Source organism: Variovorax boronicumulans (genome assembly GCF_009811375.1).
GTDB classification, from domain to species: Bacteria; Pseudomonadota; Gammaproteobacteria; order Burkholderiales; family Burkholderiaceae_C; genus Variovorax; species Variovorax boronicumulans.
The window spans coordinates 2,064,719-2,088,631 of record NZ_BKDH01000001.1; the positions used below are offsets into that span (position 1 = coordinate 2,064,719).

Consider the following 23,913-nt stretch of genomic DNA (forward strand, 5'->3'; position numbering starts at 1 on the left):
AAGAGATCCTTGAGGTCGATTTCGGAATGACGGGGATCGTATATCTGTGATCACAGATAATTCATAGGGAATACCCCGGCCATATACTTCGACGCATGAGCCTCACCGATCTCGTCACCCCCCTGAAGCGCCAGACGCTCAGCGCCAACGTCTACGACCAGTTGCGCGACCTCGTGATGAGCGGGCAGATGATGCCGGGCGAGCAGATTTCATTGCGCAGCGCGGCCGAGGCGCTGGGCGTGAGCGTGATGCCGGTGCGCGAGGCGATGCAGCGCCTGGTGGCCGAGCAGGCGCTCGAACTCACGCCCAGCCGCACCTTGCGCGTGCCCCGGATGACGGCGGCCCAGTTCAAGGAGATCACCACCATCCGCACCAACCTCGAAGGCCTGGCCACGGAGCTGGCGGCCTCGGCGTCGGGCGCGGTGGCGCTGCGCGACATCACGCGCTGGCACGACGAGTTCGCGGCCGAGATGAATGCGGCCAGCCCCGACGGCTCGAAGCTCGTCACCTTCAACAAGGAGTTCCACTTCGCGGTCTACGCCGCCGCCGACATGCCGGTGTTGTTGCAGATGATCGAGGCGCTGTGGCTGCGCATCGGCCCCATCCTCAACTACGACCTGCGGGCCGGTTCGCGCCGCGTGGGGGACAAGGTGGCGATGTCGCACCATGCGGCGCTGCTGGCTGCGCTGAAGCGCCGCGACGGCGCCAAGGCCCGGGCCGCGCTGCAGGGCGACATCGAAAGCGCTGCGGAATTCATCCTGTCGACGGGCGTGCTGGTGTCCGATGGCACGCTGACGCCGCAGAACGCCGCGCCGGCGGCGAAGAAGGCGCGCAGCGCGGCAGGCACCGCGCGCTGAGGGGCGTCAGAGCGTCGGGTCCTGACCCGGCGCCGCGCTGCGCACTGCCAGCGTCTGCAGCCGCGCATAGAGCCCGTCGCTCGCCATGAGCTGCTCATGGCTGCCTTGCTCGGCGATGCGGCCTTGCTCCATCACGATGATGCGGTCGGCGTGCTGGATGGTCGACAGGCGGTGCGCCACGATCAGCGTGGTGCGGCCTTGCATCAGGCGCTGCAGGGCGTCCTGCACCAGCCGTTCCGATTCGGTGTCCAGGGCCGACGTGGCTTCGTCGAGCAGCAGCACGGGCGCGTTCTTGTACAGCGCGCGGGCAATCGCCAGCCGCTGGCGCTGGCCGCCCGACAGCTGCGTGGCGTTGTGGCCGAGCACGGTGTCGATGCCCTGCGGCAGGGTCTCGACGTGCGCGCTCAGGTTGGCCGCCTCGAGGCAGGACTGCACGCGCGCGAGGTCGATGTCGCCGCCCAGCGCCACGTTGGCGGCGAGCGTGTCGTTGAGCATCACCACGTCCTGGCTCACCATCGCGAACTGGGCGCGCAGGCTCTTGAGCTGCCACTCGCTGGTGTCGTGGCCGTCGAGCAGCACCTGGCCGCCGCTGGGCTGCACGAAGCGCGGCAGCAGGTTGACCAGCGTGGTCTTGCCCGAGCCCGAGGGGCCGACGAAGGCCACCACCTGGCCGGGCTCGATGACGAGGTTCACGCCGTCGAGTGCGCGCTGTTCGTCGTCGCCGCGGTAGCTGACCTGCACGTTGCGCAGCTCGATGTGGCCTTGGGCGTGCGCGACGCTGAAGCTGCCCTGCGATTCGGGCGCGACTTCGTCGATGAGGATCAAGCCGCGCTCCAGCGCTGCGAGGCCGCGCGTGATCGGCCCGGCTACTTCGGCCAGGCGGCGGATCGGTGCGATCAGCATCAGCATGGCCGTGATGTAGGCGACGAAGCCGCCCACCGTGAAGCCCTGCTTGCCGCTTTGCCACAGCGCGATCATCACCACCACCGACAGCGCCAGCGAAGCCATCATCTGCGTCAGCGGCGTGGTGGCGGCCTGGGCGATGGTGGACTTCACGGCCAGGCGGTTCAGGCGCTGGCTCAGTTGTTCGAAGCGGCGCTCCTGCGCCTGTTCCGCGCCGTGCAGCCGCACCACGCGGTGGGCCAGCACGTTTTCCTCGACCACGTAGGCCAGTTCGTCGGTGGCCTGCTGGCCCTGCTGCGTGAGCTTGTACAGGCGCTTGGAGAACACCTTCATGATCCAGGAGATGCTGGGCACCAGGAAGGCGACGATGAGCGTGAGCTTCCAGTTCAGGTAGACCAGGTAGCCCAGCAGCGCAATGAGAGTGAAGCCGTCGCGCGACAGCCCGAGCAGCGCCTGCACCAGCAGCATGGCGCCGGTCTGCACCTCGTATACCACGGTGTTCGACAGCGCACTGGCCGACTGCCGCGCGAACAGCGCCAGCTCGGCGCCGAGCAGCCGTTCGAACAGCACGCGGCGCAGCTTCTGCATGCCTTCGTTGGCGATGCGCGAGAGCGCGTACTGCGAAATGAACTGCGCGATGCCGCGCACCGCGAACAGCAGCAGCACGGCGGCCGGAATGAACCACAGCGGCATTTCGCCGCGCGTGAAGCCCCGGTCGAGCAGCGGCTTGAGCAGGGCGGCCATGAGCGGCTCGGTGAGCGCGGCCAGCAGGGCGCCGATCAGCCCCACGGCCCACCATTGGCGCGAACTGCCGAACCAGGTCATGAGTCGCGCCAGCCGGCGCATGAGGGGAGGGCGGGCGCTCTCGCTGCCGGGGGATGCTTGCATATGGCGGCGGATTTTACGGGGCGGCTCCGGCCGCCTTTCGAGAGGCCTGTAGGACCATTTCGCCGGATAAACGTTTTGTGACGGCGTGTCCAAACCAGTGTGTAACATGTGGCCCGTGAAACGCCGGGGAGAAACTTTTTACCCGGAAACCTCTCCGAACCGCATGAACAAGCCGTTGCCAGATCTTTCCCCAACTCCTTCTTCATCGTTGATTGCACGCCGCAGCCTCATCGCGGCCCTTGCTGCCTCTCCCATGCTTCCCGCCATGGCCCAGTTCCGGGTCGAGGTGTCGGGCGTGGGATTGACGCAGTTGCCGATCGCGCTCGTGCCTTTCCGGGGGCAGGACGCCTCGCCCCAGAAGATTTCCGACATCGTCCAGGCCGACCTCGAACGCAGCGGCCAGTTCCGCGGCGTCGATGCCTCGGGCCAGGCGCTGGACGAGTCCTCGCGCCCCGACCTTGCCCTGTGGCGCCAGCGCACCGCTGACTCGCTCGTGGTGGGCAGCGTCAGCCGGCTGGGCGACGGCCGCTACGACGTGCGCTTCCGTCTGTGGGACGTCGTGAAAGACCGCGACCTCGGCGGCCAGAGCTACACCGTGCCGCAGGGCGACCTGCGCCTTGCCGCTCACCGCATCGCCGACTACGTGTACGAGAAGCTGACCGGCGAGAAGGGCATCTTCTCGACCCGCATCGCCTACGTCACCAAGGGCGGCAGCCGCTACTCGCTGTGGGTGGCCGACGCCGACGGCGAGAACGCACAGGCTGCGCTCGCCAGCCCCGAGCCGATCATCTCGCCCTGCTGGTCGTCCAACGGCCAGCAGCTGGCGTACGTGTCCTTCGAGTCGCGCAAGCCGGTGGTCTACGTGCACAACGTGGCCAGCGGCCAGCGCCGGCTGCTCGCCAACTTCAAGGGCTCCAACAGCGCCCCGGCCTGGGCACCCGACGGCGGCTCGCTGGCCGTCACGCTCAGCCGCGATGGCGGCTCGCAGCTGTACACCATCCCGGCCAGCGGCGGCGAACCGCGCCGCCTGACCCAGAGCTCGAGCATCGACACCGAGCCCGTGTACTCGGCCGACGGCAGCACGATCTACTTCGTGAGCGACCGCGGCGGCGCGCCCCAGATCTACAAGATGAGCGCCAGCGGTGGCAACCCGACGCGGGTCACCTTCAGCGGCACCTACAACATTTCTCCATCTGTCAGCGGCGATGGCCGGTGGTTGGCCTACATCTCGCGGGTCGGCGGTGCGTTCAAACTCCACGTGATGGAGTTGGCCAGCGGCAATGTCGCCGCGATCACCGACACCACGGCCGACGAGAGCCCGAGCTTCGCACCCAACAGCAAGCTGATCGTCTATGCCACGCACCTGCAAGGCCGCGAGGCGCTCATGACGACCACGCTGGACGGAAAGATCAAGGCCCGCCTCGCGGGCCAGGCGGGAGACATCCGCGAACCGGACTGGGGTCCGTTTCAAAAGCAATAAGCATTGACCAGATAAATTTACTTGAGGAGTTCGCAAATGTTGAAACGTACGATCTATTCGCTCGCCATCGTGGCGCTCATCGCCGGTTGCTCGTCGGGCACCAAGCTCAACGAAACGCCGGTCACCGACCGTAGCGGCACGGCCGGCGGCCAGCAAGGCGGCGCGACCGCCGTGGCCCCGGTGACCATCGACCCGAACGCCAACACGGCGCAAGGTCCGGTCGGCGTGGCACGCATCGTGTACTTCGACTACGACAGCTACACGGTCAAGCCCGAGTTCCAGTCGGTGATCGACGGCCACGCGCGCTTCCTCAAGGGCGCCACGCAACGACGCATCTCGATCGAAGGTCACACCGACGAGCGCGGCGGCCGCGAGTACAACCTGGCCCTCGGCCAGAAGCGTTCCGAAGCCGTGCGCCGTGCGCTCACGCTGCTGGGCGTGAACGACAGCCAGATCGAAGCCGTGAGCTTCGGCAAGGAAAAGCCCGCAGCCCAAGGCTCGGGCGAAGAAGTGTGGGCGCAGAACCGCCGCGCTGAAATCCGCTACACCCGGTGATGCAACCACGTGCCCTGTGGCGAGGCGCGGCCCTCGCCGCCGCCTTGTTCTGCGCGTCGGCCGGCTCGCAGGCGGCGCTGTTCGAGGACGACGAGGCGCGCCGCGCCATCCTCGACCTGCGCCAGCGCGTCGAAGCCATGCGCCAGCAGACCGACCAGCGCCTGGCCGACGAAAACGGCCAGCTGCGTCGCAGCCTGCTCGACCTGCAAAGCCAGATCGAGCAGATGCGCGGCGAACTGGCACGCATGACCGGCCAGAACGAGCAGCTCACGCGCACGCTGAGCGAAATGCAGTCGCGCCAGACCACGATCGACGACAAGCTCAAGCAGAACGAGCCTTCCAAGGTCTCGATCGACGGCCGCGAGTTCAACGCCGATCCGAAGGAAAAGGCCGACTTCGAAGCCGCCCTGGGCGTCTTCCGCTCGGGCCAGTTCGCACAGGCCCAGACCGCCTTCGCCGAGTTCGTGAAGCGCTACCCGCAAAGCGGCTACAACGCGTCCGCGCTGTTCTGGCTCGGCAATGCGCAGTACGCCACGCGCAACTACAACGAAGCCATCGCCAATTTCCGCTCGATGCTCTCGCTCGCGCCCGACCATGCCAAGGCGCCCGAAGCCGTGCTGTCGATCGCGAACTGCCAGATCGAACTGAAGGACACGCGCGCCGCACGCCGCACGCTGGAAGACCTGACCAAGGCCTACCCGCAGTCGGAAGCCGCACAGGCGGGCCGCGAGCGTCTGTCGCGCCTGCGCTGATGCAATGACCGTTTCGGCGGAGTGTTCCGCTTGAGAGTGCTTCGATGACGCCTTCGGCTGAAGAAGCCTCGTCCCTCCCCATGGCCGCCGCGGATGTCCTCACCGACACCGCGGCGCCTGACTTTGCGCGCCGCTTCGGCGGCCTCGAGCGCCTGTACGGCGTGGCCGGTGCCGCGCGCATCCGTCACGCGCATGTGCTCGTCGTGGGCATCGGCGGCGTGGGCTCGTGGGCGGTCGAGGCGCTGGCACGCAGCGGAGTGGGGCGACTGACGCTCATCGACCTCGACCACGTGTCGGAGTCGAACATCAACCGCCAGATCCACGCGCTCGACTCCACCGTCGGACAGGCCAAGGTCGAGGCCATGCGCGAGCGCATCGCGCAGATCAACCCCGACTGCCAGGTGCTCGCCATCGACGAGTTCGTCGAACCCGACAACTGGGCCTCGCTGCTCGAGACCGCGCAGGCCGCCCACGGGCCGGTGCACGCGGTGATCGATGCCTGCGACCAGGTGAAGGCCAAGCTCGCCATGGCCGCCTGGGCGCGCACCGTGTCGCGCAGCACCGCGTTCATCACGGTCGGTGCGGCGGGCGGCAAGCGGCAGGCGCACAAGGTCGATATCGACGACCTGTCGCTCGTCACCCACGACCCGCTGCTGGCCCAGCTTCGCCAGCGGCTGCGCAAGTTGCACGGCGCGCCGCGCGAAGGCCGCAAGATCGGCCTCGCCTGCGTGTTCAGCCGCGAGAGCGTGGCACCGCCCGATGCGTCCTGCCAGATCGATGCGGGCGACGGTTCGCTCAACTGCCACGGCTACGGATCGGTGGTCAGCGTGACCGCCACCTTCGGTCAATGTGCGGCAGGGTGGGTGCTCGACGAAATTGCGAGAAACACCACGCTATAATCCGAGGCTTTGCTGGATTCAACGTCGGCAAGAAGCAAGAAAAATGGTTCCGGGACGTTAGCTCAGTTGGTAGAGCAGCGGACTTTTAATCCGTTGGTCACTGGTTCGAATCCAGTACGTCCTACCACCGAGCCATGCGAAACATGAAAAGCCAGCTGTCAACCTGACAGCTGGCTTTTTTCTTGGGCTCGACGCCAGGACGGCGGTCAGGACGCCGGCTGTTGCCTGAGCCGCTTGAGCAGTTCGCGCCCCACACCGAGCGCCGACGCCGGGTTCTGCCCGGTGATGAGTTCGCGGTCCATCACCACGTTCGGCGTGAACGGCGCCTGGTTGCTGCTGTAGGCGCCGCCGGCCTGCTGCAGCGCGGTCTGCGGGTAGAACTTCATCATGCCGCCCTGCAGTGCCGCCTTGGCAAGCTCCTCTTCCTGGTTGCTGATCACGGTCATGCGGTAGCCGGCGTAGATCCAGTCCGGGCGTTGCTCGATCGCGCCGCCCGCCGCGAGCCGGTTCGTGAAGCCCTGTGCATCGGGCAAGGTCGAGAGCAGTGCGATCGGGCCGTGGCATACCAGGGCCGTGGTCTTGTGGCGCGCATGAAAGTCCGCGAGCAGCCGGCCCAGCGCGGGGCTGGTCAGCAGGTCCTGCATGGGCGCATGGCCGCCCGGCACATAGACGGCGTCGAAGCGGGCGTAGCCGATCTGCGCCACGCGCGACAGGCTGATCACCGGCGAGTCCGTGCGCGAGGTGAGCTTCAATTTGTCGAGCAACGCCTTGTGCTGTTTGAGGGCGGCTTCGTCGCCATCGAAATACATCTTGTCGACCGACGATGCGTCCACGGTGGGCGCGTTGCCCTGCGGCGTGGCGAAGGTCAGCTGGTGGCCGGCGTCGAGCAGCAGCTTCACCGGCTGCATCAGTTCGTTCAGATAGAAGCCGGTGGCGAAGACCTTGCCGTCCTTCAGGTCGAGGTGGTCGGCATCCGACAGCACGACCAGCACGTTGGCGGCCTGCGCGCCGAGCGCGGCCAAGCCGAGGGTCACGAGGGCGGCGAGTTTGTGGAGCGAGTTCATGGACGTTCTTTCCTTTCAGTTCTGGCGCAGCAGCAGTTCGCGCATCGCCGCACCGACGCCCGCGGCCGATTGCGGGTTCTGCCCCGTGACGAGCCGTCCGTCGACCACGACCTGCGCCGTCCAGTCGGGCGCCGGGTGGTGGTGCGCACCGCGTTGCACGAGCGTGGTGGCGAGCAGGAAGGGCACGGTCTGCGCGAGGCCGACGGCGCGTTCTTCGTCGTCGGTGAAGGCGCTGAGGTTCTTGCCCGCGACCAGGTAGGCGCCGTTGCCCAGCGTCACGTTGACCAGCGCCGCCGGGCCGTGGCACACCGCGCCCACCACGCCGCCCGCTTCGTAGACCTCGCGGGTCACGCGCGCCGCGTCGGGGTTGGTCGGAAAGTCCCACATCGCGCCGTGTCCGCCGGCGAAGAAGATCGCGCTGTACTTCGAGGCGTCGACATCGCCCAGGCGCTGCGTGTGGCGCAGGGCTTCGCGAAAGCCGCTGTCGTTCCAGTAGCGCGCATTGACCGCATCGCCGAGGTCCAGGCCATCGACCGGCGGCTCACCACCCTGGATGGACGCGAGTTCAAAGGGGATGCCGGCTGCTTCGAGCTCTGCCAGCGGGTGGGTCAGTTCGCCGAGGTAGAAGCCCGTCGGCTCGCCGCCGGTGGCGCCCTTGGTGCCATGGCTGGTGAGCACCATCAGGACGGGGCGGATCGACGGGGCGGTGGTGGTGGAAGTCATCTGTAGCTCCTGGTGAAAAGGGGAAGAGGCAGGGCCCTGCGGCCCTCGAGATCGAATGTATTGATTGCCTCTCCGGCGATAAACTGGCCAGTCAGGAAAACATTTGTTCTTCAGGAGCCAAGATGAGCCGCCGATTCGATCACCTCGGGGATGTGGAAACCTTCGTCACCGTGGTCGACAAGGGCTCGATGACGGCCGGCGCCGTGGCGCTGGCGACGACGCCCTCGGTGCTCAGCCGCGCGATCACGCGCCTGGAGGCGCGGCTGGGCGTGCAGCTGCTGCGCCGCACGACGCGGCGCCTGAGCCTCACCGAGCAGGGGCGGCTGTACCTGGAGCAGTCGCGTGCGGCCTTCGCGCTCATCGACGATGCCGAGCGCGCGATGCAGGGGCAGGGCGACGAGCTGACGGGCAGCGTGCGCCTGAGCGTGCCCACCACCTACGCCCATCACCGGCTGCCGGCGCTGTTGCAGCCTTTCTGCACCCGCCACCCGCAGGTGCGCGTGGAGCTGAACATCACCAACCGCAACGTCGACCTCGTGGCCGAGGGCTACGACCTCGCGATCCGCATGGGGCCGCTGCCTGACAGCGGCCTGGTCGGGCGCAAGCTCGAGGACGCGCCGATGTGCCTGCTCGCCGCGCCGGACTACATCGCGCGCGCGGGCATGCCGGCGCGCATCGGCGACCTCGCGCAGCACGCCTGCCTGCCTTTCGTGATGCCCAGCACCGGCCGCGTGGCGCCGTGGATTCTTCAGGAGGACGGGCGCGACGTGGACTGGACGCCGCACGGCAGCCTCCAGGTGTCGGACGATGTGCTGGGCGTGGTCGCGCTCGCGCTGAGCGGGCTCGGAATCTGCCAGACCTACGACTTCATCGCACGCCCGCTGTTCGCGCAGGGCCGTGCGGTGGAGGTGCTGGCACCGGCATGCGGGCGCTCGCGGCCGGTATCGGTGATCTATGCGCCGCACCGGCGGCTGTCGTCCGCCTCGCGCGCCCTGATCGATGCGTTGGCCGGCGCACCGGCCTGACGCGGTGCGCGGGACTCAGCGGTCGAACGCGGCCTGCAGCTCGGCCTTGCCCGTGACGCCGCGGTGCAGCTGGAGCATCAGCAGCAGGCGTGCCTTCTGCGGGCTCAGGTCGCCGGCCATCACGGCGCCGGCCTCGTCGCTGGTCTTGCCGCCGCCCACGAAGCCGTAGACCGGCCGCGTGCGGCCGTTGTGCACGCGCGTGGAGACGACCACCGGCACGCCCTTGGACAGCGCGTACTTGAGCGCCTCGAACATCGAGACGTTCATGTTGCCCATGCCCACCGCCTGCACCACGATGCCCTTGGCACCCTGGTCGACGGCGTAGCGCATGAGCGAGCCGTCGGCGCCGCCGAACATGGCGACGATTTCCACGCGCGGCATCTCGGCGCTGCCGATGTCGATGTGCTGGCGGCGCAGCGGCGCTCGGGTGAAGACGACCTTGTCGTCCCACACTTCGCCCAGGAAACCGAAGTCGCCCGAATTGAAGGTCTCGACGTTGGCGGTGTGCGTCTTGGTGACGTTGCGTGCCGCGTTGATCTGGTTGTTCATCGCCAGCATCACGCCCTTGCCGCGCGCTTCGGGCGTGGTGGCGATGCGGATGGCGTTGAGCAGGTTGCGCGGGCCGTCGAAGTCGGGCGACGAGGCATTGCGCTGCGCACCGATCAGGATCACCGGCTTGTCGGACTTGACGGTGAGGTCCAGCCAGTAGGCCGTTTCTTCCATGGTGTCGGTGCCGTGCGCGATGACCACGCCGGCCACCTCGGGGCGCGCGAGCGCGTCGTCGACGGCCTTGGTCAGGCGCGTCCACCATTTCGCCTCGATGTAGTTGGACGACATGGCCGAGAAGTTGTTGACCTCGATGGTGGCGTACTTGCCGGCATCGGGCACCGTCTGCATCAGGTCGTCGCCCGAGATCGCAGGCACCACGCCCTTGGTGACGGGGTCGATCTTCATCGCGATGGTGCCGCCCGTGGCGATGAACTGCACGACGGGTCGGGTCTGCGCCTGTGCCTGCGCCGACGTGGCCACGGCTGCCAGGCCGATCGTCGCAAGTGCGAGTGTCCTCTTCAGAGTCTTCATGGGTTTCCTTGGCGGTGTGAGGGTGCGCGCCGATGCTACGCGACGGCTGCGCCACACCGTGGACGCCAAGGAAGATGTGCCCCGTCGGGCACGCAGGCAGGGCTACGCCGGGGCGTGCCAGTCTTGCGTGGTCTGCGGCGAGAGGTTCACGGCGCCTTCGTGGCAGGGCTGAACCTCCAGGGGATCGCACGGGCTGCTGATCTGGCGCCCGTCGAACTTGATGCGGATGTGCGAACTGCTCGCGCCGGCGACGGTGCCGAGCCGGCCGCCGCAGATGACGCGGGCTCCTCTTTCGAAGCTGACGCCGTAGCGTTCGCGGATGTCCCTGAGGCTCATGTGATTCCCTTTGTTCCCTGTGCTGACAGTGAACGAATCGTCTCTTGGGCCCGCGTGGTACTGCGTAGGTCGCATTCCGTTACACCGTGTAGGAAAGAAGAGGGGTTGACGGAAGGCGGACGCCTTGGGGGCGCCAGCGCGCAGAAATGAAAAAGCCCTCGCGAGGAGGGCTTTTGTCGGAATGTGGTCGTGAACTCTTACGCGGTCCACGCTACGGCAAAGATTCGTTTGCGGAAGTCATTGTTGTTTTTCTCGTCGCTATGACTTCGACGCGCTGGTATGAGATTCAGCTTGCCTGGCCAGGCAAATGCCCGATCGTTTCGGGCAACCGCGAATTATATACCAGAAAGAATCGACCCCATCAAAAGCCTCTGCCCGACGCGCAGCGGCGCAGGCAAAAAAACAGCCCGCACGAGGGCGGGCCGGAAGGTGACTTGCTGGAGGAGGGAGGATCAGAGGTGCAAGCCACCGGGAGAAACCTCACTGTGCCCGGCGAATCTGTACGCAACCTGACCTCGCGAAAAGAGGCCCTTTGGGCCTTCAGTCTTCGTCTTCCCACTTGCCGATCACGGTGCCCAGCACGGTGAAGGGCACGCGCACGGCTTCGTGCGCGGGGTTCAGCGGCAGCAGCCAGCGGCGGCCCGCGTCTTCCTTGTAGACCTTGAAGGTGACTTCGCCACGGATGTCGTCGTCGAGCTTGGCGACGACGCGTTCGCCGTCGTCGGGCGTGGTGTGCTGCGGGTCGACGAAGACGATCGATCCGGCCGGGTAGCTCTTCAGGTGCCCGTGCGGCGAGGTCATGCTGTCGCCGCGCACGCGCAGCGCGTAGGTGCCGGCGCTGTGGTGCGCGATGCAGGGAATCCAGCGTTCGGCCAGCGTGGGCCGGGGCGGCGATTCGGCGCCGCGCCATTCGCCGGCCTGCTCCCACGAGATCAGCGGCACGGTGCCGGGCGTCTGGGGCGCGAAGGCCGGGCCGACGGGCGCGATGCGGGTGACGCGATAGGGACCGGGCGGCTCGTGGGCGTTGTCGCGTGCCAGGCGGATCTGCACTTCGTCCCACGGGGCGGGGCCGTCGCCGGTGTCGAGCCAGTTGGGGTCGGCGCGGTAGGCGCGTGCCAGGGCGAGCACGCTCATCGACCGGCTGGTGTCGCCACGCTCGATCTTCGAGATGCTCGACTGCTTGACGCCCGAAGCGGCCTCGGCCTGCTTCTGCGTCATCTTGGCGAATTTGCGTGCGGCCAGGGCACGTGAAGCAATAGTCTCCATGGGGTGGAGATTCAAGCGCAGATGAATATTCGTATTGGACTCTAAAATAGGAAAAAAAGGGAGGATCGATATGAAGCCACGCGAATTGGTGCAGGCGCTGCGGGCGCTCGGATTGACGCAAAAGCAGATCCAGGAACGCACGGGCATTCCGCAGCCCACGGTCAGCAAGATCGGGCTGGGGCGGGTGAGCGACGTGATGTCGCGCCACTACGTCGCGCTGCTGGCCGCCTACGAGCAGCGCATGAAGGAAGAGGCGCTGCGGCCGGCCCCGCACTACGGGCCGCCGCCTGCCGGCGACTGACCCGAAGGTGGCCGGATCAGGCCGGCTTGAGCCGTTCGGCGGGCTCGGGCGGCGTCAGGGCCAGCGTGGTGCTCACGCGCACGCAGTCCTTGATGTGCTGTTCGCCCAGCGCGCGCAGCGCGGCATAGCCGAGCGCGGCCGACACGACCTGCCCGGCGATGGGCACGTACTTGGTGGCCTGCTTGGCGGTGAGGCGGATGCCGGCGTGCCGGGCCAGCTTCATGAGCAGCTCGCGCGTGACGAGCCGCCCCACAAGCAAGGCGCCCAGCGTGGTCGCGGCCTTCTGGATGCGCTCGCGCTGGTGCGGCGCGAGCTTTTCGACCTGGGTGACGGAGAGCCCGAACTCGGCGCTGATCTGCGGCACGAGGCGCGACAGCAGCGCCGCGTCGGCCATCCAGTCGACGCCGGGCAGCGGCACGGCGCTGGCGGCGGCGGCCATGAGGGCCTTGCGGCCGATCAGGCGTCGACTGCGGTGGATGGCCGCGATGAGTTTTTCATCGCCCCGGGCGAGTTCGATCGAAGAAGGCATGCAGCGTGGCTCCTTGGCGGGTTCCCTGAGCGTGCCATGCTACCCGGCCCGTGCCGGCCGGCGGGTTGCCAGCCGCGCGCGGGCAGGGGGCTTAGGGCCTGTTCACCCTATTTCTAGCGTCGCGTTGGCTGGCAAAGGGGCTGGCTGCAAGGCGCCCGTGCGCAGCAAGGCTGAAGCCTTGCAAGCGCGGGCAACGCCGCAGACGGCCCCTTTGCCAGCCAACCCGAAGGGAAGGTCTGCCACGGCGGGCCACTCGGCGTTGCGCTCCTTGCGTGTGCGCATGCACACGCGGCGTCACGCGCCTTGATTGGCCCGCCGTGGCAGACCTTCGCGACGCCAGAAATAGGGTGAACAGGCCCTATGCCGCCAGCGCTTCGAGCTGGTCGGACAGTGCCAGCCAGCGCTCTTCGAGCTGCGCGATCTCGTCGTTGAGCGCCTTCAGCCGCTTGCCGGCGTCGGCGATCTCGGCGGGCGGCAGCGGTTCGGCCAGCCGGGCTTCGAGCGTGCTGCGCTCGGTGCTGGCCGCGGCCATGCGCTCGTCGATCTTCGCGATCTCCTTCTTCAGCGGCTTGGCCTGCTCGCTGCGCTGCTGGCGCTCCTGGGCGTCCTGCTTGCGCTGCTCGGGGGTGTTGCTGCTCTTCACTGGCGCTGCCGCTGCGGCGGCCGCAGCAGCCGCCGCCACGGCGTCCGCTTCGCGCACGGCCACCTTGGCCTCTTCGCGCAGGCGCTTGGATTCGTCGAGCAGGTAGCGCTGGTAGTCGTCCAGGTCGCCATCGAAGTCGGTGACGACGCCACGGCCCACGAGCCAGAACTCGTCGCACACCGAGCGCAGCAGCGCACGGTCGTGGCTCACCAGCATCAGCGTGCCTTCGAACTCATTGAGCGCCACGGCCAGGGCCTCGCGGGTGGCCAGGTCCAGGTGGTTGGTGGGCTCGTCCAGCAGCAGCAGGTTGGGGCGCTGCCAGACCATCATCGCGAGCACGAGGCGGGCCTTTTCGCCGCCGCTCATGGTGCCCACGGGCTGCTTGACCATGTCGCCGCTGAAGTTGAAGCTGCCCAGGAAGCCGCGCAGGGCCTGCTCGCCGGTGGCTTCCTTGGCATTGCTGCCCAGTTCGCGCGCCATGCGCACCATGTGCTCCAGCGGGTTGTCCTGCGGGCGCAGCACGTCGAGTTCCTGCTGCGCGAAGTAGCCGATGTTCAGGCCCTTGCCTTCGGTGACCTGGCCGGCCAGCGCGCCCATTTCGCGCGCGATGGTCTTCACCAGCGTCGACTTGCCCTGGCCGTTGGCGCCCAGGATGCCGATGCGCTGGCCCGCCAGCACCGAGCGGCTCACGCCGCGCAGGATGGTCTTGGGCGCTTCGCCTTCAACCTCGTAGCCGAAGCTGGCGTTGTCGATCGAGAGCATCGGGTTCGGGATGTTGCCCGGCTCCTTGAACTCGAAGGTGAAGTCTGCCTCGGCCAGGAGCGGCGCCACTTTCTCCATGCGCTCCAGCGCCTTGACGCGGCTTTGCGCCTGCTTGGCCTTGCTGGCCTTGGCCTTGAAGCGGTCGATGAACTTCTGCAGGTGGGCGATCTTGTCCTGCTGCTTGCTGAAGGCCACCTGCTGCTGCTCCATCTGCAGCGCGCGCATGTCCTCGAACTTGCTGTAGTTGCCGCCGTAGCGCGTGAGCTGGGCGTTGGCGATGTGCAGGGTGACGTCGGTCACGGCGTCGAGAAACTCGCGGTCGTGGCTGATGACGATCATGGTGCCGGGGTACTTCTGCAGCCAGGCTTCGAGCCACACCAGGGCGTCCAAGTCCAGGTGGTTGGTCGGTTCGTCGAGCAGCAGCAGGTCGCTCGGGCACATCAGCGCGCGGGCCAGCTGCAGGCGCATGCGCCAGCCGCCCGAGAAGCTGTTGACGGGCTCGTCCAGCTCGTGCGACTTGAAGCCCAGACCCAGCACCAGCGCCTGCGCGCGCGGCACGGCGTCGTGCTCGCCGGCGTCGGCCAGGTCGGTGTAGGCGTGGGCCAGCTCCATGCCGATGTCGGCGTCGTCGGGGTTCTCGGCGTAGGCGGCCTCGATGGCGGCCAGCGTGGCGCGCAGCTCGGTCAGGCGCGTGTCGCCGCCCACCACGAAGTCGGTGGCCGACTCCTCGGTTTCGGGCATGTCCTGCGCGACCTGGGCCATGCGCCACTGCTTGGGAATGTAGAAGTCGCCGCCGTCTTCGTGCAGCGTGCCGTTGAACAGCGCGAACAGCGACGACTTGCCGGCGCCGTTGCGTCCCACCAAGCCGACCTTTTCGCCGGGGTTGAGATTGACGGTGGCGCCGTCCAGCAGTTTCTTGGCGCTGCGGCGAAGAATGACGTTTTTGAGAGTAATCATGAAATAGGAACCGTAGGGGGGATTATCCCGTCCGGCCTTCGGCGAGCCGGCGCGAAGGGGCAAAGGCGGACATCACCCGATGAAAGGGGGCGCAGCCCGAAGGCTGCGTGCAAGGCGGTGAAGCGGGGGGCGGCGGGCGTCGCTAACGCACGCCGGCGCCGGCCAGCAGCGCCGTCCGGGTGACCAGCAACACCTGGTCTTCGCCGGCCGAGGTTTCGAGCCAGACCACCTCGAGCTGCGGAAACGCGGCTTCGAAGTAGTCGCGCTCGTTGCCGATCTCCAGCACCAGCACGGCCTGCTCGCTCATGCGGGCGGGCGCGTCGGCGAACAGCTGGCGCACGAAATCCATGCCGTCGGTGCCGCCGGCCAGCGCCAGTTCGGGCTCGGCGCGGTATTCGGCGGGCAGCGCAGCCATGCTGGCGCTGTTCACGTAGGGCGGGTTGCACAGCACGAGGTCGTACGTACCGGGCACGTTCTTCAGGCCGTCCGATTCGATCAACTTGACGCGGGCGTCGAGCGCGTGGCGCGTGACGTTGATGGCGGCCACTTCGAGTGCTTGCACCGACAGGTCGGCCGCATCGACCGTCACGTCCGGGTAGGTGAGCGCCGCGAGCACCGCGAGGCTGCCGTTGCCGGTGCACAGGTCGAGCACGCGCTGCGTGTGTTCGCCCAGCCAGTAGTCGATGCTGCCGTCGGCGATGAGCTCGGCAATGAAGCTGCGCGGCACGATGGCGCGCTCGTCCACGTAGAAGGGCACGCCCTGCAGCCACGCTTCTTTCGTGAGGTAGGCCGCGGGCTTGCGCGTGGCGATGCGCTCGTCGATGAGGGCGGCCACCTTGGCGGCGTCGGCCGGCGACACGGGGGTGTCGGCCACGGCGTCGATGTCGTCCAGCGGCTGCTTCAGGCGCCACAGCACGAGCCAGGCGGCTTCGTCGAAGGCGTTGGCGGTGCCATGGCCGAAGGCCACACCGGCGTCTTCGAGCCGCTTCGCGCCGGCTTCAATCAGTTCGATGACGGTGCTCATCGGGCGCCCTGGGCGAGCGCCGCGTCGAGCCCGCGCAGCGTGCGCAGGTAGATGTTCTTCAGCGTCTCGATCTCGGCGACGTCGATGTGCTCGTCGATCTTGTGGATGCTGGCATTCACCGGGCCGCATTCGACCACCTGCTTGCAGATCTTGGCGATGAAGCGCGCGTCGCTGGTGCCGCCGCTGGTCGACAGCTCGGTGTCCAGGCCGGTCTCTTCGTGGATCGCGGCCTGCACGGCCGTGACGAGCTCGCCCGGCGTGGTCAGGAAGGGCAGGCCGCCGACGGTCCAGGCCAGCGTGCAGTCGACGCCGTGTGCGTCCAGCACGGCATGCACGCGCTGCTGCAGCGACTCGGGCGTCGATTCGGTCGAGAAGCGGAAATTGAAGTCGATCACCGCGCTGCCCGGAATGACATTGCTCGCGCCGGTGCCCGAATGGAAATTGCTGATCTGCCAGCTGGTGGGCTGGAAGTAGGGGTTGCTTTGCGCGTCCCAGCCGCCGACGGCATTGATCGCCACCAGCTCGGCCAGCGCGGGCGCCACCGCGTGCACCGGGTTCTTCGCCAGGTGCGGGTAGGCGATGTGGCCCTGCACGCCGTTCACCGTGAGCTTGCCGCTCATGGTGCCGCGGCGGCCGTTCTTGATCATGTCGCCGCAGCGCGTGACCGAGGTGGGCTCGCCGACGATGCAGTAGTCGATGGTTTCACCGCGCGCGGCCAGTGCGTTGCAGACGATCACGGTGCCGTCGACGCCCGGGCCTTCCTCGTCGCTGGTCAGCAGCAGGGCCAGCGTGAGCGCCGGGTCGGGCTCGCCTTGCAGGAATTCTTCGATGGAGGTCACGAAGGCCGCGACCGAGGTCTTCATGTCGCAGGCGCCGCGGCCGTAGAGCTTGCCGTCGCGGTGCGTCGGCGTGAACGGGTGGCTGCTCCACTGGTCGAGCGGGCCGGTGGGCACCACGTCGGTGTGGCCGGCAAAGACCAGCGTCTTCGTGGCCTTGCCATTCGTGGGCCGGCGCACGGCCCAGAGGTTGGTGACCCGGAAATCGGCCGGGCCGCTCTCGATGGTTTCCAGCGTGAAGCCCAGCGCGGCGAGGCGTTCGCCCAGGATCTGTTGGCAACCCGCGTCGTCGGGGGTGACGGAAGGGCGCGAGATCAGTTGTTCGGCGAGCTGGAGCGTACGGGACATGGCAGAGTGAGCAGTTGGGCAGGTCCCTTTCCAGCAAACACCGCGGAACCGGCTTTGCCGGGCCGCTGGTGTTGCCCCCGGAAGGGGGTTGGCGTAGCGACACGAAGTGCGCGCAGCCTGGGGGAGAGTCAAAATTTCACGTCTAGCGTGATGTCGGTGAAGGTGGGTTCGTCGAGCTGGTCGGTCAGGTCGCGATCCTCGGCCTGCTTCTTGGGCGCGTCGCGGTTCTGCAGGCGCCACATCAGGTTGGTGGGGGAGTCGGCGTTGGCCAGGCCTTCTTCGCGGGTCACGCGTTCCTCGGTGATGAGGCGCGCGATGTCTTCCTCGAAGGTCTGCGAGCCTTCGGCCATCGATTGCTCCATGGCCTCCTTGACGCCGGAGAAGTCGCCCTTTTCGATCAGGTCGGCCACCAGCGCGGTGTTCAGCATCACTTCGAGCGCGGGCACACGCCCGCCGGCCGGCGTGCGCAGCAGGCGCTGCGACACCACGGCGCGCAGCGCCGAGCCCAGGTCGCCCAGCAGGGTGGGGCGCACCTCGACCGGGAAGAAGCTCAGGATGCGGTTCAGCGCGCGGTAGCTGTTGTTGGCGTGCAGCGTGGCCACGCACAGGTGGCCCGACTGCGCGTAGGCGATGGCGGCCGTCATGGTGTCGCGGTCGCGGATTTCGCCGATCTGGATCACGTCGGGCGCCTGGCGCAGCGCGTTCTTCAGGGCCACCTGCAGCGAGGTGGTGTCGCTGCCCACGTCGCGCTGGTTCACCAGCGATTTCTTGTTGGTGTAGGTGAACTCGATCGGCTCTTCGACCGTGAGGATGTGGCCGCTGGCGTGCTCGTTGCGGTAGTCGAGCATCGAGGCCAGCGTGGTCGTCTTGCCCGCGCCGGTGGCGCCCACCATCAGGATCAGCCCGCGCTTTTCCATGATGAGCGACTTCAGGATGTCGGGCAGGTTCAGGTCGTCGAAGCTGGGGATGACCGAGGCGATGTGCCGCACCACCACGGCGTAGCTGCCGCGCTGGCGCATGGCGCTGATGCGGTAGTTGCCGGCGCCTTCGAGGGCGACGGCCATGTTGAGTTCGCCCGTGTTTTCCAGTTCCTGGATGCGGGCTTCGGGCACCACTTCCGACAGCAGCGCCAGCGGCGCGGTCGGTGGCAGCACCTGCGCATTGATCGGCAGGCAGTTGCCGTTGATGCGGATCATCACCGGGGAGTGGGCCGAGAGGTAGATGTCGGAGGCCTTGCGCTCGGCCATCAAACGAAGAATCCGTTCCATCATGTTCATCGGTCTCTCTCCTCGGTGCTGTTTTTTTCTCAGGGAAGAAGCGAACCGGCCGCGCGCGTTGAAGCAGGCGGCCGGTGGTGGGTGCGTTTTCAGTCGCGCAGCAGGTCGTTCAGGCTGGTCTTCGAACGCGTCTGTGCGTCGACCGTCTTGACGATGACCGCGGCGTAGGTGCTGTAGTCCTGGCCCGACTTGGTCTTCTTGGGCAGGCTGCCGCTGATGACCACGCTGCCGGCGGGCACGCGGCCGTACGAGATCTCGCCGGTGTCGCGGTTGAAGATCGGGGTGCTCTGGCCCAGGTACACGCCCATGCCCAGCACCGAGTTCTCTTCGACGATCACGCCTTCGACGACTTCGGAGCGCGCGCCGATGAAGCAGTTGTCTTCGATGATGGTCGGGTTGGCTTGCAGCGGCTCGAGCACGCCGCCCAGGCCCACGCCGCCCGACAGGTGCACGTTGGCACCGACCTGCGCGCACGAACCGACGGTGGCCCAGGTGTCGACCATGGAGCCTTCGCCCACGTAGGCGCCGATGTTCACGTACGAGGGCATCAGGATCGCGCCCTTGGCGATGAAGCTGCCGCGGCGGGCCACGGCCGGGGGCACGATGCGCACGCCCGATTCCTTCAGCTCGGCGGCCGACAGGTGCGAGAACTTGGTCGGCACCTTGTCGTAGAAGCCCAGCGAGCCGGCCTGGATCTGCTCGTTGTCCTTCAGGCGGAACGACAGCAGCACGGCCTTCTTGATCCACTGGTGCACGGTCCACTGGCCCACGCCCTGGCGGGTGGCGACGCGCAGTTTGCCGTTGTTCAGCTCGGTGATCACGTGCTCGACGGCGTCACGCACTTCGGCGGGGGCGGCGGTGATCGAGATGTTGGCGCGGTCTTCCCACGCGGCGTCGATGATTTGTTGCAGTTGCTGTGTCATGGAGAGAGTCTCGGGTGAAAAAGGGGCAGGGAAGCGGGGCGACAGGGGGTCAGCGGCGGCCGTCTTTGACGAAACGGACGATGCGCTGGGCGGCCTCGACGCACTCGGCCGTTTCGGCCACCAGCGCCATGCGGATGCGACCGCGGCCCGGGTTGGCGCTGTGGTCGGTGTCGCGCGCCAGATAGCTCCCCGGCAGAACCGTGACATTGTATTGAGCGTAGAGCGCGCGGGCGAAGGCTTCGTCGTCGCCAGCCCACACTTCGGGCACGCCGGCCCAGAGGTAGAAGCTGGCGTCGGGCAGGCGCACGTCGAGCACGGGTTCGAGCAGCGGCGTGACGGCGGCGAACTTGGCGCGGTACTGGGCGCGGTTGTCGACCACGTGCGACTCGTCGCCCCAGGCCGCGATGCTGGCGGCGGCCACGGCGCCGCTCATGGCGCTGCCGTGGTACGTGCGGTAGAGCAAAAAGCCCTTGATGAGCGCCGCGTCGCCGGCCACGAAGCCGCTGCGCAGGCCGGGCACGTTGCTGCGCTTCGAAAGCGAGGTGAGCGCGATCAGGTTCTTGAAGTCGGGGCGGCCGAGCTTCATCGAGGCTTCGAGGCCGCTGAGCGGCGGCTCGTCGCGGAAGTAGATCTCGCTGTAGCACTCGTCGGCGGCGATCACGAAGCCGTGGCGGTCGGACAGCGCGAAGAGCTTCTTCCACTCGTCCAGAGACATCACGGCGCCCGTGGGATTGCCGGGCGAGCAGACGAACACGAGCTGGGTGCGGGCCCAGACGGCCTCGGGCACGCTGTCCCAGTCGACGGCGAAGTTGCGTGCGGGCACGCTGGGCACGTAGTACGGCTCGGCGCCCGAGAGCAGGGCCGCGCCCTCGTAGATTTGATAGAACGGGTTGGGCGACATCACCACCGGCTTGGTGCTGCCGCTGGCGTCGACCACGGTCTGGGCGAGCGAGAACAGCGCCTCGCGCGAGCCGTTGACCGGCAGCACCTGGGTGGCCGGGTCGAGCGTCAGGCTGTAGCGGCGATGCAGCCAATGGGTGAAGGCGGTGCGCAGTTTCAGCTCGCCGGCGGTGGCCGGGTAGGCGGCAAGGGCGCCGAGGCCGGCGCTCAGGGCGTCCTTGATGAAGGCCGGCGTGGCGTGCTTGGGCTCGCCGATGCCCAGGCTGATGGGGGCGAATTCGGGGGCGGGCGTGACGCCCGCGAACAGCTGCTTCAGCCGCTCGAACGGGTACGGCTGCAATTTGACAAGCAAGGGATTCATGCCCCGGATTATCGGCGACGGGCCGGGCGGCCCGCACGCCCCGCGCCCCTTGGCCCGCTCAGCAAAGCGGGCGGTTGAACTGGCCGATCATGTTGGCGAAATTCTGGTTGTAGCGGTTGGCCGCGTCGACGATGGCCGAGCGGCCCATGCGGGCCATCGCACCGGTTTCCTTGCGCTTGAACACGCCGTCCTTGGCGTCCTTGATCACCGAGCGCGACTGGCCGATGAACTCGTTGATCTGCAGCATGCCGCCGCTGCAGCTCTTGCCGTTCTGGGTCGACTGCTCGCTGGTTTTCTTGCTCCAGCCTGCGGCCGAGTCGGCCACCAGCGCCAGCGAGGCCTCGAAGGCGGCCAGCGCCTGCGGGTCGTTGGGCGCAGCGAACAGCGCCATGGCGTCGGCGTGGTTGAGCTTGCCGTGGTAGATCAGGCCGGCGCGGTAGTAGGCGGCGGTGTCCTTGGGAGCCTTCTCGAAGGCTTCCCTGGTGAGCGCCCGGTCGCGGGCGCTCAGGCCCTTGTCGAAGGCCGCTTCGGCCTGCGCGACGGAGGTGAGCGCGGCCAGGTAGTCGGCGCTCATCTGGCGGGCCTTGTCGCCGTTGTCGGCGAGGTAGCCCTTGGAATTGGCGTAGTCGTTCAGCTCGCGGCTCAGCGGCGACAGCACCTTGAGCGCGGCCGAGAAGGCCTTGGCCGATTCGTCGATCTCGGGCAGCGGCGCGGCGATGGCGGCGGCGGCATCGAGCTTCTTCGCCGAGCGGTCGACCAGGATGTCGTTCTGGATGCGCAGGCTGGTGAGCGGCGCCTTGGCCTGCAGCAGCGGCACCTGGCCGGTCACGTAGCTTTCGCGGGCTTCCTGGAACGAGGTGCGCAGGTTGTTCGAGACGTCGACGTAGAGGTTGTACTTCTCGACGAGCTGCTGCTGGTCGTTGCCGGCCTGGGCGGCGGGCTTGGCTTCGGCGGAAGCGGCCGGGGCGGTCTTGTCCGCCTTGTCGCCGCAGCCTGCGACGAGCGCCGAGACGGCGACGAGGGTGGCACCCAGCAGGGCTTGGTAGTTCTTCATTCTTTCATTTCCTCCGTTGAAAAAAACAGCACGGGCAGGCCGCGGGATGGCGGCTTGCCGGAAAAACATCGTGGGAAGGAGCGCCGCTGCCTGAGGACAGCGGTCGAGGGGGCGGGATGGGTCAGACGGCGGTGGCCGCGCTGCGCCGGTAGAAAGCGAGCGAGCCTGCCAGCGCCAGCAGCATGCCGCCGCAGGCGCGGTCGATCCAGCGCGTGGCCGACACCGTGAGCAGCCGGATCGCGCGGGCGCCGACGAAGGCGTAGGCCAGCATCACCGCCATGTCCAGCCCCGCGAAGATCAGCGCAATGATCAGGTACTGCGGCGCCTGCGCGGCGGCCGGGTCGATGAACTGCGGCAGCAGCGCCGAGCAGAAGATGTAGCCCTTGGGGTTGGTCACCGCCACCAGGAACGACTTGAAGAAGATGCGCCGGCTTTCGACCGCCGTGACGGTGGCCGCGGCGTCCGCGCTCGGCAGCTGGAAGCCGCCCTGGGAGCGCAGCATGCGCAGCCCGAGCCAGGCCAGGTAGACCGCGCCGACCCACTTGAGCATCGAGAACCAGAACTCCGAAGCCGCCAGCAGCGCGCCCAGGCCCAGCGCCACGGCGCCGACCAGCACGAAGTCGGACAGTACCGCGCCGAGCATGCCCGGCAGCGCTCGCCGCACGCCGTGGCGCGAACCGTTGCTCAGGGCCAGCAGCACCGTGGGGCCGGGCGTGGCGATGGCGGCGAAGGCCACGATGGCGAACAGCAGGGCGGTGGCGAGCGTCATCGGGGCGTCTTTCTTCGGATGGGTTTCTTCTTCAGATCTTCTTGACCAGCACCTGGCTCTTGCGGTCCCAGTTGTACTTGCGCTTGCGCGCCTCGGGCAGCCAGTCGGGGTTGACCTGCTGGAAGCCGCGCTTGAGGAACCAGTGCATCGTGACCGTGGTGAGCACGAAGATGCTCTCCAGGCCCATGGCCTTGGCGCGGTGCTCGATGCGCTTGAGGATGCGTTCGCCGTCGCCCTGCGACTGCGACTGCGGCGACACCGTGAGCGCGGCCATCTCGGCGGTCTTCGCCTCGGGGTAGGGATACAGCGCCGCGCAGCCGAAGATCACGCCGTCGTGCTCGATGACCGTGTAGTGGCCCACGTCGCGCTCGATCTCGGTGCGGTCGCGCTTGACCAGCGTGCCGTCGCGCTCGAAAGGCTCGATGAGCTGCAGGATGCCGCCGATGTCGTCCACCGTGGCTTCGCGCAGGCTCTCGAGCTTCTCGTCGATCACCATGGTGCCCACGCCGTCGTGCACGTAGATCTCGAGCAGCAGCGAGCCGTCGAGCGCGAACGGCAGGATGTGGTTGCGCTCCACGCCGCCCTTGCAGGCCTTCACGCAGTGCTGCAGGTAGAAGGCGGTGTCGGTCGGCTTCTGCGCGGGCGGCAGCGAGGCCAGCAGCTTCTCGGCGGCGGCCAGCGGCAGCTCGGTGTCGATCGGGTTGTCCTCGCTCTCGGGCAACTCGCTGTCCACGCGGATGCCCGGTACTTCGGTCAGGAAGATCAGCTTGTCGGCCTGGATCGAGATGGCCACGCTGGTCGCCACTTCTTCCATCGTCAGGTTGAAGGCCTCGCCGGTCGGCGAGAAGCCGAAGGGCGACATCAGCACCATCGCGCCGAAGTCGAGCGTGCGGCGGATGCCGGCCGCGTCCACCTTGCGCACCAGGCCCGAATGCTTGAAGTCCACTCCATCGACCACGCCCACGGGGCGCGCGGTGATGAAGTTGCCCGAGATCACGCGCACCGTCGAGCCGGCCATGGGCGTGTTCGGCAGGCCCTGGCTGAAGGCGGCCTCGATCTCGTAGCGCAGCTGGCCCGCGGCCTCCTGCGCCGAGTCGAGCGCCACGGCGTCGGTGATGCGGATGCCGTGCGAGTACTTCGCCTCGTGGCCCTTGGCCGCCAGCTGCTCGTTGACCTGCGGTCGGAAGCCGTGCACCAGCACGATCTTGACGCCCATGCTCTGGATCAGGGCCAGGTCCTGCGCGATGTTCTGCAGCTTGCCCGCCGCGATGGCCTCGCCCGCGAGCGCGACCACGAAGGTCTTGCCGCGGTGCGTGTGGATGTAGGGCGCGACCGAGCGGAACCAGGGCACGAAGGTGAAGTTGAAGACGGTGGACATGGGGCGTGATTGTGCATTCTTGG

23 protein-coding genes and 1 tRNA gene are annotated in these 23,913 nt (G+C 67.7%); 8 read left to right on the forward strand and 16 right to left on the reverse strand.

All coding sequences use genetic code 11. The annotated features are described in order from the left end of the window. The first annotated feature begins 95 nt into the window (after window positions 1-95). Window positions 96-857, forward strand: coding sequence for a GntR family transcriptional regulator (locus VHAB30_RS09390; RefSeq protein WP_159276836.1), 762 nt, complete (start codon window positions 96-98; stop codon window positions 855-857). Between the two features lie 6 nt (window positions 858-863). Here VHAB30_RS09390 and msbA read toward each other — a convergent pair whose 3' ends face one another. Beyond that, window positions 864-2,648, reverse strand: a complete 1,785-nt coding sequence (gene msbA / locus VHAB30_RS09395) for a lipid A export permease/ATP-binding protein MsbA (protein WP_159276838.1) — start codon at window positions 2,646-2,648, stop codon at window positions 864-866. 253 nt (window positions 2,649-2,901) lie between these two features. Between msbA and tolB the strand changes: the two genes are divergently transcribed. The 5 genes from tolB (at window position 2,902) to VHAB30_RS09420 (ending at window position 6,461) form a co-directional block, all read left to right on the forward strand. Then, the gene (tolB, locus tag VHAB30_RS09400) at window positions 2,902-4,128 is read left to right on the forward strand and encodes a Tol-Pal system beta propeller repeat protein TolB (protein WP_216360076.1); all 1,227 of its coding nucleotides are present in this window, start codon (window positions 2,902-2,904) and stop codon (window positions 4,126-4,128) included. A 36-nt stretch (window positions 4,129-4,164) separates the two neighbouring features. Further along, window positions 4,165-4,683 (forward strand): peptidoglycan-associated lipoprotein Pal, encoded by a 519-nt coding sequence (pal, locus tag VHAB30_RS09405; RefSeq protein WP_062470142.1) that lies wholly within the window; start codon window positions 4,165-4,167, stop codon window positions 4,681-4,683. Continuing rightward, window positions 4,683-5,435: a tol-pal system protein YbgF gene (gene ybgF, locus VHAB30_RS09410; RefSeq protein WP_062470144.1), complete on the forward strand. Its 753-nt coding sequence runs from the start codon at window positions 4,683-4,685 to the stop codon at window positions 5,433-5,435. Before pal ends, ybgF begins: the two co-directional genes overlap by 1 nt. 80 nt (window positions 5,436-5,515) lie before the next feature. Next, window positions 5,516-6,334 carry a tRNA threonylcarbamoyladenosine dehydratase gene (locus VHAB30_RS09415; protein ID WP_235926844.1) on the forward strand — a complete coding sequence of 273 codons (819 nt, stop codon included), beginning with the start codon at window positions 5,516-5,518 and terminating at the stop codon, window positions 6,332-6,334. Window positions 6,335-6,385: 51 nt separating this feature from the next. Next, a tRNA-Lys gene (locus VHAB30_RS09420) sits at window positions 6,386-6,461 on the forward strand. A 79-nt stretch (window positions 6,462-6,540) separates the two neighbouring features. Here VHAB30_RS09420 and VHAB30_RS09425 read toward each other — a convergent pair. After that, window positions 6,541-7,398: a type 1 glutamine amidotransferase domain-containing protein gene (locus VHAB30_RS09425; RefSeq protein ID WP_159276840.1), complete on the reverse strand. Its 858-nt coding sequence runs from the start codon at window positions 7,396-7,398 to the stop codon at window positions 6,541-6,543. Window positions 7,399-7,413: 15 nt separating this feature from the next. Beyond that, a complete protein-coding gene (locus VHAB30_RS09430) occupies window positions 7,414-8,121 on the reverse strand; it encodes a type 1 glutamine amidotransferase domain-containing protein (RefSeq protein WP_159276842.1) in 708 nt (235 codons plus the stop codon). A gap of 122 nt (window positions 8,122-8,243) precedes the next feature. Here VHAB30_RS09430 and VHAB30_RS09435 point away from each other — a divergent pair, with 122 nt between their 5' ends. Next, window positions 8,244-9,146 carry a LysR family transcriptional regulator gene (locus VHAB30_RS09435; RefSeq protein ID WP_139701665.1) on the forward strand — a complete coding sequence of 301 codons (903 nt, stop codon included), beginning with the start codon at window positions 8,244-8,246 and terminating at the stop codon, window positions 9,144-9,146. 15 nt (window positions 9,147-9,161) lie between these two features. On the opposite strand, the gene VHAB30_RS09440 is transcribed toward VHAB30_RS09435, so the two are convergent. The 3 genes from VHAB30_RS09440 to VHAB30_RS09450 form a co-directional block, all read right to left on the reverse strand. Then, window positions 9,162-10,226 (reverse strand): asparaginase, encoded by a 1,065-nt coding sequence (locus VHAB30_RS09440; RefSeq protein ID WP_159276844.1) that lies wholly within the window; start codon window positions 10,224-10,226, stop codon window positions 9,162-9,164. Window positions 10,227-10,328: 102 nt separating this feature from the next. Continuing rightward, on the reverse strand, window positions 10,329-10,562 hold the full coding sequence (locus VHAB30_RS09445) for a hypothetical protein (RefSeq protein ID WP_062470163.1): 234 nt from the start codon (window positions 10,560-10,562) through the stop codon (window positions 10,329-10,331). Between the two features lie 540 nt (window positions 10,563-11,102). Then, window positions 11,103-11,828 carry a helix-turn-helix domain-containing protein gene (locus VHAB30_RS09450; protein ID WP_083259139.1) on the reverse strand — a complete coding sequence of 242 codons (726 nt, stop codon included), beginning with the start codon at window positions 11,826-11,828 and terminating at the stop codon, window positions 11,103-11,105. A 70-nt stretch (window positions 11,829-11,898) separates the two neighbouring features. On the opposite strand from VHAB30_RS09450, the gene VHAB30_RS09455 reads away from it, so the two are divergent. Continuing rightward, a complete protein-coding gene (locus VHAB30_RS09455; RefSeq protein WP_062470169.1) occupies window positions 11,899-12,129 on the forward strand; it encodes a helix-turn-helix domain-containing protein in 231 nt (76 codons plus the stop codon). 16 nt (window positions 12,130-12,145) lie between these two features. On the opposite strand, the gene VHAB30_RS09460 is transcribed toward VHAB30_RS09455, so the two are convergent. The 10 genes from VHAB30_RS09460 to argA form a co-directional block, all read right to left on the reverse strand. Next, window positions 12,146-12,658, reverse strand: a complete 513-nt coding sequence (locus tag VHAB30_RS09460; protein WP_139701662.1) for a hypothetical protein — start codon at window positions 12,656-12,658, stop codon at window positions 12,146-12,148. 358 nt (window positions 12,659-13,016) lie between these two features. After that, window positions 13,017-15,020, reverse strand: coding sequence for an ABC-F family ATP-binding cassette domain-containing protein (locus VHAB30_RS09465; protein WP_159276846.1), 2,004 nt, complete (start codon window positions 15,018-15,020; stop codon window positions 13,017-13,019). Window positions 15,021-15,162: 142 nt separating this feature from the next. Further along, window positions 15,163-16,044, reverse strand: coding sequence for a 50S ribosomal protein L3 N(5)-glutamine methyltransferase (gene prmB, locus VHAB30_RS09470; RefSeq protein WP_159276848.1), 882 nt, complete (start codon window positions 16,042-16,044; stop codon window positions 15,163-15,165). Continuing rightward, entirely contained in the window at window positions 16,041-17,228 is a 1,188-nt protein-coding gene (gene dapE / locus VHAB30_RS09475) for a succinyl-diaminopimelate desuccinylase (RefSeq protein WP_159276849.1), read from the reverse strand. The genes prmB and dapE overlap by 4 nt, the downstream gene beginning before the upstream one ends. A gap of 128 nt (window positions 17,229-17,356) precedes the next feature. Next, entirely contained in the window at window positions 17,357-18,505 is a 1,149-nt protein-coding gene (locus tag VHAB30_RS09480) for a PilT/PilU family type 4a pilus ATPase (RefSeq protein WP_062470184.1), read from the reverse strand. 89 nt (window positions 18,506-18,594) lie between these two features. Beyond that, entirely contained in the window at window positions 18,595-19,428 is an 834-nt protein-coding gene (dapD, locus tag VHAB30_RS09485) for a 2,3,4,5-tetrahydropyridine-2,6-dicarboxylate N-succinyltransferase (RefSeq protein ID WP_095745420.1), read from the reverse strand. Between the two features lie 49 nt (window positions 19,429-19,477). Then, the gene (dapC, locus tag VHAB30_RS09490) at window positions 19,478-20,689 is read right to left on the reverse strand and encodes a succinyldiaminopimelate transaminase (protein ID WP_159276850.1); all 1,212 of its coding nucleotides are present in this window, start codon (window positions 20,687-20,689) and stop codon (window positions 19,478-19,480) included. A gap of 58 nt (window positions 20,690-20,747) precedes the next feature. Continuing rightward, window positions 20,748-21,743: a DUF3829 domain-containing protein gene (locus tag VHAB30_RS09495; RefSeq protein ID WP_159276851.1), complete on the reverse strand. Its 996-nt coding sequence runs from the start codon at window positions 21,741-21,743 to the stop codon at window positions 20,748-20,750. A gap of 121 nt (window positions 21,744-21,864) precedes the next feature. Then, on the reverse strand, window positions 21,865-22,512 hold the full coding sequence (locus tag VHAB30_RS09500; protein WP_095745417.1) for a LysE family translocator: 648 nt from the start codon (window positions 22,510-22,512) through the stop codon (window positions 21,865-21,867). A gap of 31 nt (window positions 22,513-22,543) precedes the next feature. Continuing rightward, a complete protein-coding gene (gene argA, locus VHAB30_RS09505; protein WP_062470199.1) occupies window positions 22,544-23,890 on the reverse strand; it encodes an amino-acid N-acetyltransferase in 1,347 nt (448 codons plus the stop codon). Window positions 23,891-23,913 lie beyond the last annotated feature (23 nt).

Coding starts and splice junctions, on each gene's coding strand:
- VHAB30_RS09390 (WP_159276836.1), top strand. CDS start 96: ATGAGCCTCACCGATCTCGTCACCCCCCTGAAGCGCCAGACGCTCAGC.
- msbA (WP_159276838.1), bottom strand. CDS start 2,648: ATGCAAGCATCCCCCGGCAGCGAGAGCGCCCGCCCTCCCCTCATGCGC.
- tolB (WP_216360076.1), top strand. CDS start 2,902: ATGCTTCCCGCCATGGCCCAGTTCCGGGTCGAGGTGTCGGGCGTGGGA.
- pal (WP_062470142.1), top strand. CDS start 4,165: ATGTTGAAACGTACGATCTATTCGCTCGCCATCGTGGCGCTCATCGCC.
- ybgF (WP_062470144.1), top strand. CDS start 4,683: ATGCAACCACGTGCCCTGTGGCGAGGCGCGGCCCTCGCCGCCGCCTTG.
- VHAB30_RS09415 (WP_235926844.1), top strand. CDS start 5,516: ATGGCCGCCGCGGATGTCCTCACCGACACCGCGGCGCCTGACTTTGCG.
- VHAB30_RS09425 (WP_159276840.1), bottom strand. CDS start 7,398: ATGAACTCGCTCCACAAACTCGCCGCCCTCGTGACCCTCGGCTTGGCC.
- VHAB30_RS09430 (WP_159276842.1), bottom strand. CDS start 8,121: ATGACTTCCACCACCACCGCCCCGTCGATCCGCCCCGTCCTGATGGTG.
- VHAB30_RS09435 (WP_139701665.1), top strand. CDS start 8,244: ATGAGCCGCCGATTCGATCACCTCGGGGATGTGGAAACCTTCGTCACC.
- VHAB30_RS09440 (WP_159276844.1), bottom strand. CDS start 10,226: ATGAAGACTCTGAAGAGGACACTCGCACTTGCGACGATCGGCCTGGCA.
- VHAB30_RS09445 (WP_062470163.1), bottom strand. CDS start 10,562: ATGAGCCTCAGGGACATCCGCGAACGCTACGGCGTCAGCTTCGAAAGA.
- VHAB30_RS09450 (WP_083259139.1), bottom strand. CDS start 11,828: ATGGAGACTATTGCTTCACGTGCCCTGGCCGCACGCAAATTCGCCAAG.
- VHAB30_RS09455 (WP_062470169.1), top strand. CDS start 11,899: ATGAAGCCACGCGAATTGGTGCAGGCGCTGCGGGCGCTCGGATTGACG.
- VHAB30_RS09460 (WP_139701662.1), bottom strand. CDS start 12,658: ATGCCTTCTTCGATCGAACTCGCCCGGGGCGATGAAAAACTCATCGCG.
- VHAB30_RS09465 (WP_159276846.1), bottom strand. CDS start 15,020: ATGATTACTCTCAAAAACGTCATTCTTCGCCGCAGCGCCAAGAAACTG.
- prmB (WP_159276848.1), bottom strand. CDS start 16,044: ATGAGCACCGTCATCGAACTGATTGAAGCCGGCGCGAAGCGGCTCGAA.
- dapE (WP_159276849.1), bottom strand. CDS start 17,228: ATGTCCCGTACGCTCCAGCTCGCCGAACAACTGATCTCGCGCCCTTCC.
- VHAB30_RS09480 (WP_062470184.1), bottom strand. CDS start 18,505: ATGAACATGATGGAACGGATTCTTCGTTTGATGGCCGAGCGCAAGGCC.
- dapD (WP_095745420.1), bottom strand. CDS start 19,428: ATGACACAGCAACTGCAACAAATCATCGACGCCGCGTGGGAAGACCGC.
- dapC (WP_159276850.1), bottom strand. CDS start 20,689: ATGAATCCCTTGCTTGTCAAATTGCAGCCGTACCCGTTCGAGCGGCTG.
- VHAB30_RS09495 (WP_159276851.1), bottom strand. CDS start 21,743: ATGAAGAACTACCAAGCCCTGCTGGGTGCCACCCTCGTCGCCGTCTCG.
- VHAB30_RS09500 (WP_095745417.1), bottom strand. CDS start 22,512: ATGACGCTCGCCACCGCCCTGCTGTTCGCCATCGTGGCCTTCGCCGCC.
- argA (WP_062470199.1), bottom strand. CDS start 23,890: ATGTCCACCGTCTTCAACTTCACCTTCGTGCCCTGGTTCCGCTCGGTC.